We start from the raw sequence: 15,179 nt of genomic DNA, 5'->3' as shown, positions 1-15,179 counted from the left end.
TCATGAGAGTTCATGGATTTAAAAGTCGGCAGCGCCAGCAAGGCCTGGCCATGGTGGAATTCACCCTGGTCCTGCCGGTGTTGCTGTTGATGATGCTGGCTTTCGGCGAGTTTGGCCGCATGCTCTATCAGTACAACGTATTGCTGCAGGCCAGTCGCGATGCCGACCGTTTTGTCGCCAGTCAGGCATGGAACTCGACGCTTGGCATGGTTTCCCTGAGCAGTACGTTACTGACCCAGACGAAAAACGTTGCGGTGTATGGCGTACCTGCCAACACCGGGACCGCGGTGGTGTCAGGGTTGACGACTGGCAATGTGGTCGTTGCCGCGGTGGGCACCGACCATGTGCGGGTCACCATCACTTACACGTTTTGCCCTGTGATTGGCGGTGGCAATTGCACCGGATCACTTCCCGGTTTTGTAGGCAACTCGATTGCACTGAGCATTCCGCTGGTTGCCACTACCGTGATGAGGGCACTGTGATGAACAGAAAACATATGCGCGGCACCTATACGGTGGAGTTCGCCATCATTGGTCTGCTGGTGTTCACACTGTTGTTCGGTGTAGTGGAAATGGGCCGCCTGTACTTTACGGTCAATGCACTGGATGAAGCCGTGCGCCGTGGCACGCGCCTGGCGGCGGTGTGCAATATCAGCGATCCGGTGGTGTTGCGGCGGGCGATCTTCAATGCCGCGGGCGATGCGGGTACGAGCCAACTGATCGGCAATCTGGCCACCACCAACCTGACGCTGAGCTATCTGGACGCAAACGGTGCTGTGGTGGCAAACCCTGCCGATACGAGTGGGGCCAATGGCTTCCGTGCCATCCGCTATGTCCAGTTAAGTCTGCAAAACTTCGTTTTCAATCTGTTCATTCCCGGGTTCGGTGTGCCCATTACCTTGCCTGCATTCAGGGCAACGTTGCCACGCGAAAGCCTCGGGCGTCATTCCGATTCCGGGGAGATCACGCCATGCTGAATACCAAGGACACTCCACTCTCTGCTTCGACCGGAAAAGCGGGGCTCAGGTTACTGATCAGCAGCCGTGATGCCACGTCGTTGCGCGACCTGCAGAGCGTCTGCCAACGCATGCCCAGCCTGGAGGTGAGCACCCGCCTGGTGAGCAATGGACATGTCGACCCGCTCTATGGCCTGGAGCGGATGCCCGATCTGTTGCTGTTGCGTGTCAGCCACCTGTGGCGCGAGGAGCTGGCGGCACTGTTGCAGCGCCCGGCCCATGAGCGTCCGCCGATGCTGATCTGCGGGCTGCTGAGCGAACAGGAAGGCATGCGTCTGGCGATGCAGGCCGGCGCCCGTGACGTGCTTCCGGAGCCCGTTGCCGAGACGGAACTGGTGGCCGCCTTGAATCGGCTGGTCATGGAGGTTCGGACCGGCAGTGGTACAGAAGGAAAACTGATCGCCGTGACCAGCTCCAAGGGCGGTTCCGGCGGCACCATGCTGGCCTGCAACCTGGCTCAGCAGCTCAGCATGAGAGGAGGCAGTACCCTGTTGCTGGATATGGACCTGCAATTCGGCAGCGTGACGCACTACCTGGATGTGGCGCAAACCCACAGCCATCTTGAGGTGTTGCATCAGATCGACGGCATGGACAGCGTTGCGCTACGGGGTTTTTGCAGCCACTTCAGCCCGACCTTGCATGTGCTGGGTGGCCGGGCCGGTGAGCTGTGTTTGCCGCAGGATGCCCAGCCCGAGCAACTTGACACCTTGTTGCAGTTGGCTCGCGCCAGCTATGACTGGGTAGTGATCGATCTGCCACGGCAAATCGACCACCTCACCGGCTCGGTGCTGGAACAGGCGGATCGGGTGTACGTGGTGGTGCAGCAGAGCGTCAGCCATCTGCGCGATGCCAGCTCCCTGGTGCGGATTCTTCGCGAAGACCTGGGCGTGCGCGGGGATCAATTGCAGATAGTGGTCAACCGCTATGACAAGGCGGCAGCGGTCAACCTCAAGGATATCGGCGAGGCGCTGCGCTGCACGAACCTGTCGAAATTGCCCAACGACTTCAACCTGGTCAGCCAGAGCCAGAACACCGGCGTGCCGTTGGGTGTGCATGCGCCGAAGGCGGCGATCACCGTTGCTCTGCGCAACGTGGCCGATGACCTGCTCGGCAACCAGATGGCTGGAAAAAAAGGCGTGTTCAAACGAGCCTTCAACCGTTTTTTCGGGGGGTGACCCATGATCAGCGACTTTCGTAACCGCTTGCGCAAACAGTCCGGTAAAACCGCCCCGTCGTCGGCCAATCAGCCGGGTGACGACCTGCCGGATCCGGCAGAGGAAATAATGGCGTGGGAGCGTGCAACCCCGGATGTTGTTTACGAAACCAGAAGCCAGGTCACCCCGGTGGAGGCCGAGTGGCGGGAAAAGATCTACCAGCAGTTGCTCAAGGTCATGGACCTGTCCTTGCTGGACTCCCTTGAACAGGCCGAGGCCGCGCGGCAGATCCGCGATATTTGCCAGCGCCTGCTCGATGAGCATTCGGCACCGGTGAGTACTTCCAGCCGCCAGTTGATCATCAAGCAGATCACCGACGAGGTGCTCGGCCTTGGCCCGCTGGAGCCGTTGCTGGCTGATCACAGCGTGTCCGACATTCTGGTCAACGGCTCTGCCTCGGTATATGTCGAGCGCTTTGGCAAACTGCAACGCACTGATGTGCGCTTTCGCGATGATCAGCATTTGCTGAACATCATCGACCGCATCGTCTCCAGCCTGGGGCGGCGTATTGATGAGTCCTCGCCGTTGGTGGATGCCCGGCTCAAGGACGGTTCGCGGGTCAACGCGATTATCCCGCCGCTGGCCATCGACGGCCCGAGCATGTCGATCCGGCGCTTTGCGGTGGACCTGCTCAATACCGAGAGCCTGATCCAGGTAGGGACCTTGACCCCGGCCATTGCCCTGCTGCTCAAGGCAATTGTCCGTGGGCGCATGAACGTGCTGATTTCCGGCGGCACCGGCAGCGGCAAGACCACCATGCTCAATGTCCTGTCCAGTTTCATTCCGCAAAACGAGCGCATTGTCACCATCGAGGACTCGGCCGAACTGCAACTGCAGCAGCCCCACGTAGTGCGCCTGGAAACCCGGCCTTCGAACATCGAGGGGCGTGGCGAGGTGAGTCAGCGGGAATTGGTGCGCAACAGCCTGCGGATGCGTCCGGACCGCATCGTGATCGGCGAGGTGCGTGGCGTCGAGGCGCTGGACATGCTGACGGCGATGAACACCGGCCACGACGGCTCGTTGACCACGATCCACGCCAACACCCCGCGCGATGCGTTGGGCCGGATCGAGAACATGGTTTCCATGACCGGGGCGACCTTCCCGATCAAGGCCATGCGTCAGCAGATTGCTTCAGCCATCGATGTGGTGATCCAGCTGGAACGCCAGGAGGACGGCAAGCGCAGGCTGGTCAGCGTGCAGGAAATCAACGGCATGGAGGGCGAGATCATCACCATGACCGAAATCTTCTCCTTCGCGCGCCATGGCGTGGGCGAAAACGGCGAGGTGTTGGGTGATTATCGGCCCAGCGGCATGATCCCCGCCTTCCGCGATGTGCTGGCCAAGCGCGGCATCGAGTTGCCGTTGACGATGTTCAGGCCTGAGTGGATGGAGGCACGGCAGCCATGAACAATATTCCTGGTGAATTCATTCTGATGTTCCTCGGCATGGTGTTTATTGCCGTCTTTCTTCTGTCCCAAGGCGTGGCGGTGCCGGTATTCGGCGAGGCCGGGAAGATGCGCAAGCTCATCCGCAGCCGCTTGCATGTACTGGAGAAAGCCAACCATCTACCCAACATGCAAACGGTACTGAGGCAGAAGTACCTGACGCGCTTGTCGCCACTTGAGGCGATGCTCGAGCAGTTGCCTTTCATGGGGGACCTGACACAGCTGATCGAGCAGTCGGGCCATGAATATCGTGCTTATCGGGTGATATTGCTCGGGCTTGCTCTTGGCGTTGCGGCTGGCACCCTGGTCCTGATGGTTTCGGCTATTTGGTGGATGGCGCTGGCGGTGGCTTTTGTGGTGGCCTGGATCCCGGTCCTGAAAATCCTGCGTGATCGCAACAAGCGTTTTGCGCAGTTCGAGGAAGGTTTGCCAGATGCGCTGGATGCCATGTGCCGGGCCCTGCGTGCCGGGCACCCGTTCAACGAAACCCTGCGCCTGGTCGCCGAGGAGCATCAGGGGGCGGTCGCTCATGAGTTCGGCCTGACCTTCGCCGATATCAACTATGGCAACGATGTACGCCGGGCCATGCTCGGCCTGCTGGAACGCATGCCGAGCATGACGGTGATGATGCTGGTGACCTCGATCCTCATCCATCGCGAGACCGGCGGCAATCTGACGGAAGTGCTGGAGCGCCTGAGTCGGCTGATCCGTGGACGCTTCCGCTTCCAGCGCAAGGTCAAGACCTTGTCGGCGGAGGGGCGTATGTCGGCATGGGTGCTGGTGGCGATTCCTTTCGTACTGGCGATCGCAATCATCGTTACAAGCCCCAGTTACCTTCCTGTACTGGTCAATGATCCCACGGGCCATAAGCTGATCATCGGGGCTTTTGTCGCCATGCTGATCGGGATTTTCTGGATCAGAAAAATCATCCGGATTCAGGTTTAAGCGGTATTCGCTACCGGGAGGTACAGGTTCATGGACTTTCTACTGGGGTTGTTCAGTCGGGTTACGGGGAGCGAAGAACTGGCGCGCATATTGTTCATCAGCGTGATCGGTTTGAGTACAGTGTTTGCGGTCGTTGCCCTGATGTTGCTGATGTTTGGCCTCCAGGACCCGGTGCAACGTCGCCTGGCATTGATCAAGCGTGGTCATTCAGGCAATACGGTCGAGCAGGAGGCTCCGGGTAACCTGCAATTGCTGCTGGAGCGGGTCGGCCAGCGCTTTTCTTCGGTCGAGTCGACCAAGACGTCCGCAACCCGCACCTTGTTGATGCATGCCGGTTACCGTTCCTCTTCGGCGGTGCAAATGTACTGGGCGGTGCGCCTGATGTTACCGCTGTCATTGGCCGGCCTTGCGTTGTTGCTGTTGCCGTTGATCCCCAAGGTCACATTGATGATCGGCCTGTTGGTAGTGATCATGGCGGTCGGTATTGGCTGGCTGCTGCCGGCACTGTATGTCAGTAAGCGTAAGGAGGCGCGGCAAAACCGGCTGCGTGTCGCGTTTCCGGATGCACTGGATCTGATGGTCGTCTGCGTGGAATCGGGCCTGGCCCTGCCCACGACCATCGAACGCGTGGCTGAGGAGATGTCGGTCAGCCACGTTGAGCTTGCGGAGGAACTGGCACAGGTCAATGCGCAAATTCGCGCGGGCATTACCAGTACCGAGGCACTCAAGCAACTGGCTGTGCGCACCGGTCTGGATGACGTGCAAGGGTTGGTCAGCCTGTTGGCGCAGAGCATCCGCTTCGGTACCAGCGTGGCCGACACCCTGCGTATCTATGCCGATGAGTTCCGCGACCGGCGCACCCAGGCTGCGGAAGAGGCTGGGGCAAAAATCGGTACCAAACTCATATTTCCGTTGATTTTTTGCCTGTGGCCGAGCTTCTTTCTGGTTGCCATCGGTCCAGCCCTGATCGGGGTGTTGAGAGCCTTCGGATGAGGTCAAACGGCTTGAGGCTGTCGAGTGCGACAGCCTTGCCACCCGAACCTGACCAGCACTGTCCTGTCAATTATCTACACATCTGCTTCGGGGAAATCCGTCCACAGATGGATAGTGCGTAGATACCAGCGCTTTTGCTGCACACGACAAAAAGCCTGGCTTTGCAGCCAGGCTACTCTGGTCCGGGCCAGAAGCTGATCACCCATCGATAAGCCTCAGTTACTGCCGCTGATGCTCAGATCTCCCGCTTGATCCTGGTCATAAAACTCCGGAATCGGGTAGCTGAAGCTATTCAGCCAGCGCTGCATGGCCAGGTCACGTTCGGTGGCCGAAGCGGTTTGCCGTATAGGGGAGGCAACCACGCCGCGAATCTGCAGCTGCAACCACTGTTCGGTGCCTTGTTGATACGGCGAAGAGGGGCCCGGTTCAATGGCCCAGGCAGTGGTGGACAGGCAAGCCATGTACAGGATCAACAGCCTTTTGGTCTTCATCTTGACTCCTCGTACGTTCTACTTGTTCGCACTGGAAGAGGCATCGGCTACCTCAGTCTTGCGATTCTCCTCGGCGGCCACCACTTTTTTGGCGGAGGCCTTGAGTTTTTCCGCGCGGGTTTGAGCCTCGGCGACTTGCTTGGGGCTCAAGTCGGCGCGGGTCACGAGTTCGGCAGCTGCCTTCCAGTTATCCTGGTAGATCAGCAGCGTCACCATATTGAGTGCCGCCAGTGTGTTGGCCTGCTTGAGCTCCATGGCGGTCATGAACTCAAAGCGTGCTTCGGGGATCCGTCGCTGATTGAGATAGACGACCCCCAGGTCATTGCGCATTTTTTCGTCAGTGGGGGCCATCTTCACCGCACGTTCGAGGTGAGTGGCAGCGCTGGCGTTATCATTCCTGGCGGCGGCCAACTGGCCCAGGCCATGTTCCCCTTCAGCCGCCAGACAGGTGCCGAGCAGGCTTTCGTACAACGGCTGCGCGTCGCCGCTACGGCCCATCAAGCGCAGCACGCGAGCCTTGCGCAGGCGAACCTGGACCAGGTTATCGGGCAAACCTTCCAGATTCGCCAGGCTGGCATACAAACGGCCTTCGTCGGCCATGTTGTCGGCCAGGTTCAGGGACAGTTCTTGCTCCGAACCGGGCTTGGCACAGCTGGCCGGCCGCGAAACAGTGCCATTGCTGGCACACCCTGCGAGCATCAATGTCGCCGCTATTGCAATGACTGCTTTCATCGAAGGTCCTCTGGCGACAACAGGTTGAACGCCTGGCCAATGGCAATACAGCTGGCCCGGCAAGCGTTCAACGTCGCCGTTACGAGTGAGGGTGAGGCAAGTCCGGTTCAGGCTTCGGTTCATTGCGAGAGCCCGCTGCGACTGTCGAAGTCGCCATTTTCGAGGAAAAACATGCGGTAGAAGTTCGGGTCATAATTGCGCAGCTGTTCGCCAGGCAATGATGGCAATTGTGCATTGGCCGCCAGTGGCTGGACCAGATGCGGGGTGACGATCATCAGCAGTTCGCGCTCTTCACGGTTGATGGTGTTGTCGCGGAAAAACGCGCCCAGCACCGGGATATCGCCCAGCCCCGGAAACTTGTTCACCTGGGAATCATTGTGGGTGCTGATCAGGCCGCTGATGACGAAGCTTTCGCCGTCGGCCAGGGAGATGCTGGTATCGGTGCGGCGCACGGTCAGGGCCGGGACTACCGTGCCGGCGATGCTCACGGCGTTGGTGAAGTCCAGTTCACTGACTTCCGGCGCCACCTTCAGCGCGATACGGCTTTTTCCGACGATGGTCGGTGTCAGGGTCAGGCGGATACCGAACTCCTTGTACTCGATAGACACGTTATCGCTACCTGAACTAGGCACCGGAATCGGTATTTCACCGCCGGCCAGGAAGCTCGCACTCTGCCCGCTGAGCGCTACCAGGCTGGGCCGCGCCAGGGTGTAGGCGAAACCGCTGCCTTCCAGCGCGTTGAGCGCCACCAGGGTATTGCCGGTAGCAAACGTGAGGTTGAAGTTGTTGTTGTTCACCGGTATCACCGGCGTGACAATGCCGCCGATGGTGGGCAAGGTTCTCGGCGAGCCGAACAGGAAGTTGCCGCGAATGCCGAAAATCGAGGCCGAGGCTTCCTTGAGCTTGGTCCGGCTGACTTCAACGAAGCGGATATCGGTCTGCACCTGGCTCGGCAACAGCGGGTCGTCGGAAGGTACCGACGGCACGCTGGTCAGCGCCGCTGTGGCTTTGCCCTTGACGAACACCATGCTTTGGCGCGGGGTTTTCGAACAGGCGGTCCACACCATAAGGCTGGTGGTCCCCGGCGCAATGCCCGTGAGTATGAAAGCGTTGCTGCCGCTGGGTTGCACGTCGGCAATCTTCGGGTCACCCACCGCCAGTTGCGTTACCGGAACGGGGCTGCGCAGTTCACTCTGCAGCCCTTGGCCGACCTCGTACGTCGTCGGCCAATTGTCCAGTTGCGGACAGTTGGCCGGCGCGGCATGAGCCGCATCCACGCTGAGGCCCACCCAGAACAGGCCATGGATAATTCGCTTGAAAGCGGGCACGGGATGAAGGCTCATTTAGTACATCCTCACTGGATAGGCCGCCTTTAGGCAGTCTTGGTTGTCTCGGATCACTTCACGGGGATCGGGCTATCCCCCCCCAATGCGCCAGACCACTTATTCAAGGCCCTGGCGTTATTCCTTGCATGCTGCACACGAGCGGGCGCCATTCGCTGATCTGGCTGGACAGCGAGCGACCTTTGCTGAAACGGTTTTTAGTGATCCGGTTACCTGGACTGCCTGTCGGAGCGATACTCGCGCCTGTGGACGGTACTGCCCGCCAACCTGGTTCCCCCGCAAAGTAATCGGCCATGAAGGTACAGAGCCGGAAACGCCTGCCAGGATCATGGTGAGGTAACTCCTTTTGCCAGTCCGCTTTCTGATCACTGAAGCTGACGTGGAAATTCGAGCCGTCATGACTTCTTATTGTTTGAAGGTAGTTCAATCAAACCAAAGTGCCATGAATTTTAAGAAAACCATTGGTGCAAAGACTGGAGCCAGGCGGGTGGGCGGGGTCGCAGTGCAATGCGCCCGCCTGATGTCGACCGGTTGCGCTGAAGTAAAAAAAGGCCCGCCAGTCTGACTGAGCGGGCCTTTTGCGTTCCAGGCAATGCTTGCATCGATAAAATCAGGTGCTCTCACGAGCGCCCTGTGCTCAGTCGACGTGGTAGTGGACCGACAGCGTGCCTTTCTTTTGCGAAAGGCTGTTGATCGTGACCGCACCCAAATCCTTCAGGCTGCGTACATGGGTGCCGCCGCAACCGTAGGCGGGCAGTTCACCGAAACCGATCTCCCGGGCGCCTTCGCGCAGTGAGGTCAGGCGCGGCAGGTCGTGGTCGATCCACTGCCCGATGCCATGCTCAATTGTCCGGGCCTCGATGTCCTGCGCTGAGTTACCCGGTTTGAATTGCACACGACCTTCACCAGGCCAGTGATGCGCCTTGATCGGCATCCAGCCCATGGCTTGTACAAAGTGCCCGATCAAATGCCCGGCCGAATGCATGCGCGTGTTGAACAACCGGCGTTGTTCGTCGACGCGGATTTGCGTCATGCCGGTTTTTACCGGTCGGTCGACGAAATGAATGATCCGCCCGGGCTCCTGGAGCACGCGCAGCACCTGGCTTTCGCCGATCCCGCCAGTGTCGCAAGGCTGTCCGCCGCCTTGAGGGTGGAACAGGGTCGCTCGCAAGACCACGGCAAACTCGTTTTCGTGGGGGATGCACTCCAGGACTTCCACGTTGGCCTTGAGCTCATCACTATGGAAAAAAAGGCGCAGCGTCATATTCCAGGCTCGTATTGAATATCTGCTTTTATTATAGAAAGCCGGTAAATACGTGATAATCCGGGCAAACATCAAAGGACTGTTGCGCTGTGAGCATAAATCTTCCGCTGCCGCTGCTGGGTGAAATGGCGATTTTCGTCAAGGTTGTCGAGACGGGCAGTTTCTCGGAGGCGGCTCGTCAGTTGGGTACTTCGCCCTCGGCGGTCAGCCGTAGCATTTCGCGTCTGGAGAAGGCGCTCGCGACCCGGTTGCTGCAACGAACCACGCGCAAGCTGCGCCTGAGTGACGGCGGCGAGGAGGTGTTCAAGCGCTGCCAGGATATGGTCAGTGCCGCCCGGTCAGTGATGGAAATCAGTGGTCAGTTCACCGATGAACCCGAGGGGCTGGTGCGTATCAGCGTGCCGAAAGCGGTGGGCCGGATCGTGATTCATCCGCATATGCCGGAGTTTTTGCGCCGTTATCCCAAAGTGGATGTGGAAATGTTGCTTGAGGACCGTCAGGTCGATCTGATCGACGATCACGTCGACCTGGCGATTCGCATCACCGACCGGCCGCCTGCGGGGCTGGTGGGGCGGCAGTTGCTGTCGATCGATCATTTGCTCTGCGCCACACCGCAGTATCTGGCCGAGCACGGCATGCCGACTCACCCCCATGACTTGCTCAACCACAGTTGCATTTACTTGGGCGAAACCCCGAGCGATGCGCGCTGGAAATTCAAGCAAGGCAACAAGACTGTCACCGTCGGTGTGCGTGGGCGGTATGCGGCCAATCACACCGGCGTACGTTATGGCGCGGTGTTGCAGCACATCGGTATTGGCAGCCTGCCGTATTTCACGGCGCGGCATGCCCTGGAGAAGGGGTTGATGGTGCAAGTGCTGCCGGACTGGACCTTTCTGGCGTCCTATCACGGCGGCGCCTGGTTGCTGCATTCGCCAACCCGGTACCTGCCTCCCAAGCTTCGGGTGCTGATCGATTACCTGGTGGAGTGTCTGGAGAAGGAGCCGACGTTGGGCAAGCCAGGCAGGTCGAATGGTCCGGGTTGGTCCCCGTCGGAGTATGAACTGCCGGAGAGTGACGGGTTGTTCTGAACACAAAAAAAGGCCCGCATGTTCAACCATGCGGGCCTTTTGCATGAATCATTCGGGGATCAGTGCTTGCTGTCCTGGTTCGATAACGCCAGCAGCTGCTTTTCCTGATTCCAGTCGAACGGTTCGTCGTTCTGTTCGGCTTCGAAGCGGCGCTCTTCCAGTGCCTGATACAGGTCGATTTCTTCATCGGACAAGTAGTGCAGACAGTCACCGGCGAAATACCACAGCAGATCCCGTGGAATCAGGTGGGCGATTTGCGGGTAACGGGAAATGACTTGAGTCAGGATGTCCTGGCCAAGGTATTGGCTTTCGATCGGATCGATCGGCAGTGACGCCAGCAGTTCGTCGAAGCGCTCAAGGAACAAGGCATGGCTTTCTTCGGGAACCTGCTCGGCCTCACCTACGGCGACCAGAATGCTGCGCAGGTGGTCGAGTAAAACGAGATGATCGGCAACGATGTTGGACACGAGATAAGTCCTCAAGAGCAAAACGGGCGCGGGAGTATAAAGCGCCTGCGCCCGTTTTTACATGTTTGAAGGGATCAGCGGACCTTTCCCTTGGCCAGTGCCAAAGCCTTTTGGTCAAAGTCATCGACATCGATCACCTTGCGCCGGGCCGCCTCGGCTTCACGTAGGGTTTGGGCCTCCGCCGGCTGCAACACGCCAGCCTCGAACGCGGCATCGATCAGCGACTCGCCGGCCACCGGTTTGACCTGGCCACTCTTGAGTGCCACGTGCAGCTTTTTGTGCAACGGCTGTGCGGCGCTCAACAGATTGCAGGCGTGTTGCAATGCTCCGACCGGATCGTCGCTCGCTTGTGGGCGATAGCAACCCTGGAGCAATTCCTCCAGAGCAGGGTCGCCTTTGGCGCGGCCAATCAATGCAGCGACTTCGGCAGCGAGTTTGTCCGATGGTCCTTTGTGACGGCGACCGAACGGGAACACGATCACCCGCAACAGGCAGCCCACAACCTTGTTCGGGAAGTTGCTCAGCAGTTCATCCATGGCGCGTTCGGCCTGCCCCAGGCTTTCCTCCATGGCCCAGGCCAGCAGCGGCATCATGTATTGCGGTGAGTCGAGATCGTGGTAACGCTTGAGTGCGGCGCTGGCCAGGTAAAGGTTGCTCAGCACGTCACCCAACCGCGCGGACAGACGTTCCCGGCGTTTCAGTTCACCACCCAGCAGCATCATGCTGAGGTCGGCGAGCATGGCGAAAGCAGCGGCCTGACGATTGAGTGCGCGGAAGTAACCCTGGCTGAGTTTGTCGCCCGGGGTGTGTTCCAGGTGCCCGAAACCAAGATTCAACACCAGCGTACTGGCGGCGTTGCTCACGGCAAAGCCGATGTGCTTGAGCAGCAGGCCATCGAATTCCTTGAGTGCCTGGTCCTTGTCTTCACGGCCGGCAAGGGCCATTTCCTTGAGTACGAAGGGATGGCAGCGAATCGCACCCTGGCCGAAGATCATCAGGTTACGCGAAAGAATGTTCGCGCCTTCCACCGTGATGCAGATCGGCGCGCCCTGCCACATGCGTCCGAGATAATTGTTCGGCCCCATGATGATCGCCTTGCCGCCGTGCACATCCATGGCGTGGCTGATGCACTCGCGGCCGCGTTCGGTCAGGTGGTATTTGAGAATCGCCGACAGCACCGACGGCTTCTCGCCGAGGTCCACCGCGTTGGCAGTGAGCATCCGCGCGGCGTCCATCATCCAGGCATTGCCGCCGATGCGGGCCATGGCTTCCTGAATGCCTTCGAAAGCGGCAATCGGTACATTGAACTGCTCGCGAACCTGAGCGTACTGGCCCGTCACCAGGCTGGTGAACTTGGCCATGCCGGTGCCCACCGCCGGCAGGGAGATCGAACGCCCGACCGACAGGCAATTCATCAGCATCATCCAGCCTTTGCCGAGCATTTCCTGGCCGCCGATGAGGAACTCCAGTGGGACGAACACGTCCTTGCCCGAGTTCGGGCCATTCATGAATGCGGCACCCAGCGGCAGATGCCGGCGGCCGATCTCGACACCAGCGGTGTCAGTCGGTATCAATGCCAGGCTGATACCCAGGTCTTCCTGTTCGCCCAGCAAGTGATCCGGGTCGTAGGCCTTGAAGGCCAGGCCGAGGAGGGTGGCCACCGGGCCGAGGGTGATGTAGCGCTTTTCCCAGTTCAGGCGCAGGCCGAGGACTTCCTGACCCTCCCATTGCCCTTTGCAGATCACTCCGGAGTCCGGCATGCCGCCGGCGTCGGAACCGGCCAGTGGACCGGTCAGGGCAAAGCACGGGATGTCATCGCCACGTGCCAGGCGTGGCAGGTAATGATTGCGTTGTTCGTCGGTGCCGTAATGCAGCAACAGTTCGGCCGGGCCGAGGGAGTTGGGGACCATCACGGTGGAGGCGAGGTCGCCGCTGTGGCTCGCCAGTTTCATCGCCACTTGCGAGTGGGCATAGGCGGAAAAGCCCTTGCCGCCAAACTCCTTGGGGATGATCAGGGCGAAAAAGCCGTTGTCCTTGATGAATGTCCAGGCTTCGGGTGGCAGGTCCATGGTTTGACCGAGCTGCCAATCATTGACCATGGCGCAGAGTGTTTCAGTCGGCCCGTCGATGAAAGCCTGTTCCTCTTCGTTCAATTGCGCTTTGGGATAGGACAGCAGTTTGCTCCAGTCCGGCCGGCCACTGAACAGTTCGCCGTCCCACCAGACCGTGCCGGCATCGATGGCATCGCGTTCGGTTTGCGACATGGGTGGCAGGGTTTTCTGGAACCAGTTGAACATCGGTGCGCTGAACAATTTGCGGCGCAGGTCAGGCAGCAGCAAGGGCGCAGCGACGGCGGCGATCAAGACCCAGAAGACCAGCAGCAACCAGCCCGGCGCGCGGCTGAAAGCGCCCATTGCCACGATATAGACGGCCACGATGGCCAGGGTGGGCAGCGGGGCGATGCGGCGGTGGGCCAAACAAGCAACTCCGACCAGCAAAACCAGTATCCACAACAGCAGCATATTCATTCCTCCGTGAAACCAGGGCGAACCAGCCTTCAGAGCTTAGACGGCATCCGCAAAACAGGCGGGTCACAGCGATGTGATTGGAATCGTGGAAAGCCCCGGATGATTTTCGTGGGGCAGACGGACCGCCGCATACGTGGGAAAAGCGTTTTTTGGGTAAGCGGCAAAGCGCCCATGTTTGGCCGAAACGTCGTTATCTCTGTGCTGAAGCTCTCGCTAGACTCGGGGCTTCCCCAGGAGATTATTCTCATGCACGAGTATCTGAGTCCCGGCCGCTTCATCGATAGTGACCATCCGTCCGTGGTGGAGTTCGCCGAAAAACACCGTGGCGCCAGTCGCGATCCGATTGAGCAGGCAATCAGTCTCTATTACGCCGTGCGCGAAGCGGTGCGCTACAACCCGTACACATTCAGTCGCGATCCGCAGACCCTGCGCGGCAGTCATGCACTGGCGACCGGGGAGAGTTACTGCGTCCCCAAGGCCACGTTGCTGGCCGGTGCGGCGCGGCATTGCGGGATTCCCGCGCGGATCGGCCTGGCGGATGTGCGCAATCATTTGTCGACGCCACGGCTGCTTGAGTTGCTCAAGAGCGACATGTTCGCCATGCACGGCTACACCGAGTTTTATTTGCAGGATCGCTGGATCAAGGCGACGCCAGCGTTCAACCGGAAACTCTGCGACCTGTTCAATGTGGCGCCGCTGGAATTCGACGGGATCAACGACAGTGTTTTTCATCCCTTCAACCGCGATGGCGCGAAGCTGATGGAGTACCTCGTCGATCACGGCCAGTTCGCCGACGTACCTGAGGCGTTCTTTTTCGAACACCTGGAAAAATGCTATCCGCACCTGTTCGGTGAGCAGCAGCAACCGCTGCTGGGGGATATGCAGAGCGATTTGAGTCGTGCCTGATCCGGCGTATGCTGCCTGCCCACTTATCGAAAAAGAGGCGGTCATGCTGAAGATCTGGGGTCGGAAAAACTCATCGAATGTCAGAAAACCATTGTGGGCCGCCGAAGAACTGGGACTGGCCTACGAGGCTATCGATGCCGGTGGCGCCTTTGGTGTCGTCGATACGCCCGAGTACCGCGCGATGAACCCCAACGGTCGGGTTCCGGTGATGGAGGACGATGGTTTTGTGTTGTGGGAATCCAACGTCATCGTACGTTACCTGATGGCCCGCCACGCCGACGGCACGGCCTGGTATCCGGCGGATCTGCAAGCCCGTGCCAGCGCTGACAAATGGATGGACTGGACCACCTCAAGCTTTGCCGGCCCGTTCCGTACCGTGTTCTGGGGCGTGCTGCGTACCCCGGCAGACCAGCAGGACTGGCCCGCCATCAAGGCCGCGATCAAGGAATGCGACACGCTGCTGGCAATGGCCGATCAGGCGTTGGCGAACAAGCCCTACCTGTCCGGAGACGAGATCGGCATGGGCGATATTCCCCTGGGCAGTTTCATTTATGCCTGGTTCGAGATGCCGATCGAGCGTGCGCCGCAGCCTCATCTGGAAGCCTGGTATGCACGATTGAAACAGCGTCCGGCGTATCGCAAAGCTGTCATGACCGCGTTGACTTAATACTCACTATCGACACACTTGACTGTACTTGTGTGGCGGCGACAAGCACCATTGCGCTCATGCGACGTGGTTGCAATGCGC

The 15,179-nt window shown here is 59.5% G+C and carries 15 protein-coding genes; 9 read left to right on the top strand and 6 right to left on the bottom strand.

The window, feature by feature from the left end:
* Positions 1-2: 2 nt before the first annotated feature.
* The 6 genes from CAF65_RS06155 to CAF65_RS06130 are packed head-to-tail and all read left to right on the top strand — an operon-like array spanning position 3 to position 5,612.
* Positions 3-482: a TadE/TadG family type IV pilus assembly protein gene (locus CAF65_RS06155; RefSeq protein ID WP_085715506.1), complete on the top strand. Its 480-nt coding sequence runs from the start codon at positions 3-5 to the stop codon at positions 480-482.
* Positions 482-976, top strand: a complete 495-nt coding sequence (locus tag CAF65_RS06150; RefSeq protein ID WP_085715505.1) for a TadE/TadG family type IV pilus assembly protein — start codon at positions 482-484, stop codon at positions 974-976. The genes CAF65_RS06155 and CAF65_RS06150 overlap by 1 nt, the downstream gene beginning before the upstream one ends.
* Positions 970-2,190 carry an AAA family ATPase gene (locus tag CAF65_RS06145; RefSeq protein ID WP_085715504.1) on the top strand — a complete coding sequence of 407 codons (1,221 nt, stop codon included), beginning with the start codon at positions 970-972 and terminating at the stop codon, positions 2,188-2,190. Before CAF65_RS06150 ends, CAF65_RS06145 begins: the two co-directional genes overlap by 7 nt.
* Before the next feature lie 3 nt (positions 2,191-2,193).
* Entirely contained in the window at positions 2,194-3,636 is a 1,443-nt protein-coding gene (locus tag CAF65_RS06140; RefSeq protein ID WP_085715503.1) for a CpaF family protein, read from the top strand.
* On the top strand, positions 3,633-4,619 hold the full coding sequence (locus CAF65_RS06135) for a type II secretion system F family protein (RefSeq protein WP_085715502.1): 987 nt from the start codon (positions 3,633-3,635) through the stop codon (positions 4,617-4,619). The genes CAF65_RS06140 and CAF65_RS06135 overlap by 4 nt, the downstream gene beginning before the upstream one ends.
* Positions 4,620-4,649: 30 nt before the next feature.
* Positions 4,650-5,612 (top strand): type II secretion system F family protein, encoded by a 963-nt coding sequence (locus tag CAF65_RS06130; RefSeq protein ID WP_085715501.1) that lies wholly within the window; start codon positions 4,650-4,652, stop codon positions 5,610-5,612.
* A 215-nt stretch (positions 5,613-5,827) separates the two neighbouring features.
* Here CAF65_RS06130 and CAF65_RS06125 read toward each other — a convergent pair whose 3' ends face one another.
* The 4 genes from CAF65_RS06125 to CAF65_RS06105 all read right to left on the bottom strand — a co-directional run bounded on the left by CAF65_RS06125 (position 5,828) and on the right by CAF65_RS06105 (position 9,442).
* On the bottom strand, positions 5,828-6,103 hold the full coding sequence (locus CAF65_RS06125) for a DUF3613 domain-containing protein (protein ID WP_085715500.1): 276 nt from the start codon (positions 6,101-6,103) through the stop codon (positions 5,828-5,830).
* 18 nt (positions 6,104-6,121) lie between these two features.
* Positions 6,122-6,835, bottom strand: a complete 714-nt coding sequence (locus CAF65_RS06120) for a tetratricopeptide repeat protein (RefSeq protein ID WP_085715499.1) — start codon at positions 6,833-6,835, stop codon at positions 6,122-6,124.
* Positions 6,836-6,954: 119 nt separating this feature from the next.
* Positions 6,955-8,178, bottom strand: a complete 1,224-nt coding sequence (locus CAF65_RS06115) for a type II and III secretion system protein family protein (RefSeq protein ID WP_085715498.1) — start codon at positions 8,176-8,178, stop codon at positions 6,955-6,957.
* 637 nt (positions 8,179-8,815) lie between these two features.
* On the bottom strand, positions 8,816-9,442 hold the full coding sequence (locus CAF65_RS06105) for a hypothetical protein (RefSeq protein ID WP_085715497.1): 627 nt from the start codon (positions 9,440-9,442) through the stop codon (positions 8,816-8,818).
* Between the two features lie 89 nt (positions 9,443-9,531).
* Here CAF65_RS06105 and CAF65_RS06100 point away from each other — a divergent pair, with 89 nt between their 5' ends.
* On the top strand, positions 9,532-10,530 hold the full coding sequence (locus tag CAF65_RS06100; RefSeq protein ID WP_085715496.1) for a LysR family transcriptional regulator: 999 nt from the start codon (positions 9,532-9,534) through the stop codon (positions 10,528-10,530).
* A gap of 59 nt (positions 10,531-10,589) precedes the next feature.
* Here the strand turns inward: CAF65_RS06100 and CAF65_RS06095 are convergent, their stop codons facing one another.
* Positions 10,590-10,997 (bottom strand): PA2817 family protein, encoded by a 408-nt coding sequence (locus CAF65_RS06095; RefSeq protein ID WP_007991629.1) that lies wholly within the window; start codon positions 10,995-10,997, stop codon positions 10,590-10,592.
* A gap of 74 nt (positions 10,998-11,071) precedes the next feature.
* The gene (locus tag CAF65_RS06090) at positions 11,072-13,519 is read right to left on the bottom strand and encodes an acyl-CoA dehydrogenase (protein WP_085715495.1); all 2,448 of its coding nucleotides are present in this window, start codon (positions 13,517-13,519) and stop codon (positions 11,072-11,074) included.
* A gap of 252 nt (positions 13,520-13,771) precedes the next feature.
* Between CAF65_RS06090 and CAF65_RS06085 the strand changes: the two genes are divergently transcribed.
* Complete coding sequence (locus CAF65_RS06085) at positions 13,772-14,431, top strand: transglutaminase family protein (protein WP_085715494.1); 660 nt, start codon at positions 13,772-13,774, stop codon at positions 14,429-14,431.
* A 43-nt stretch (positions 14,432-14,474) separates the two neighbouring features.
* Positions 14,475-15,098 (top strand): glutathione S-transferase family protein, encoded by a 624-nt coding sequence (locus CAF65_RS06080; protein ID WP_085715493.1) that lies wholly within the window; start codon positions 14,475-14,477, stop codon positions 15,096-15,098.
* Positions 15,099-15,179: the final 81 nt, after the last annotated feature.

The sequence above is a fragment of the Pseudomonas sp. B28(2017) genome (assembly GCF_002113025.1).
Taxonomy (GTDB): Bacteria; Pseudomonadota; Gammaproteobacteria; order Pseudomonadales; family Pseudomonadaceae; genus Aquipseudomonas.
The sequence above is the reverse complement of the archived record's forward strand: the minus strand, read 5'-3'. Positions and strand labels throughout refer to the sequence as shown.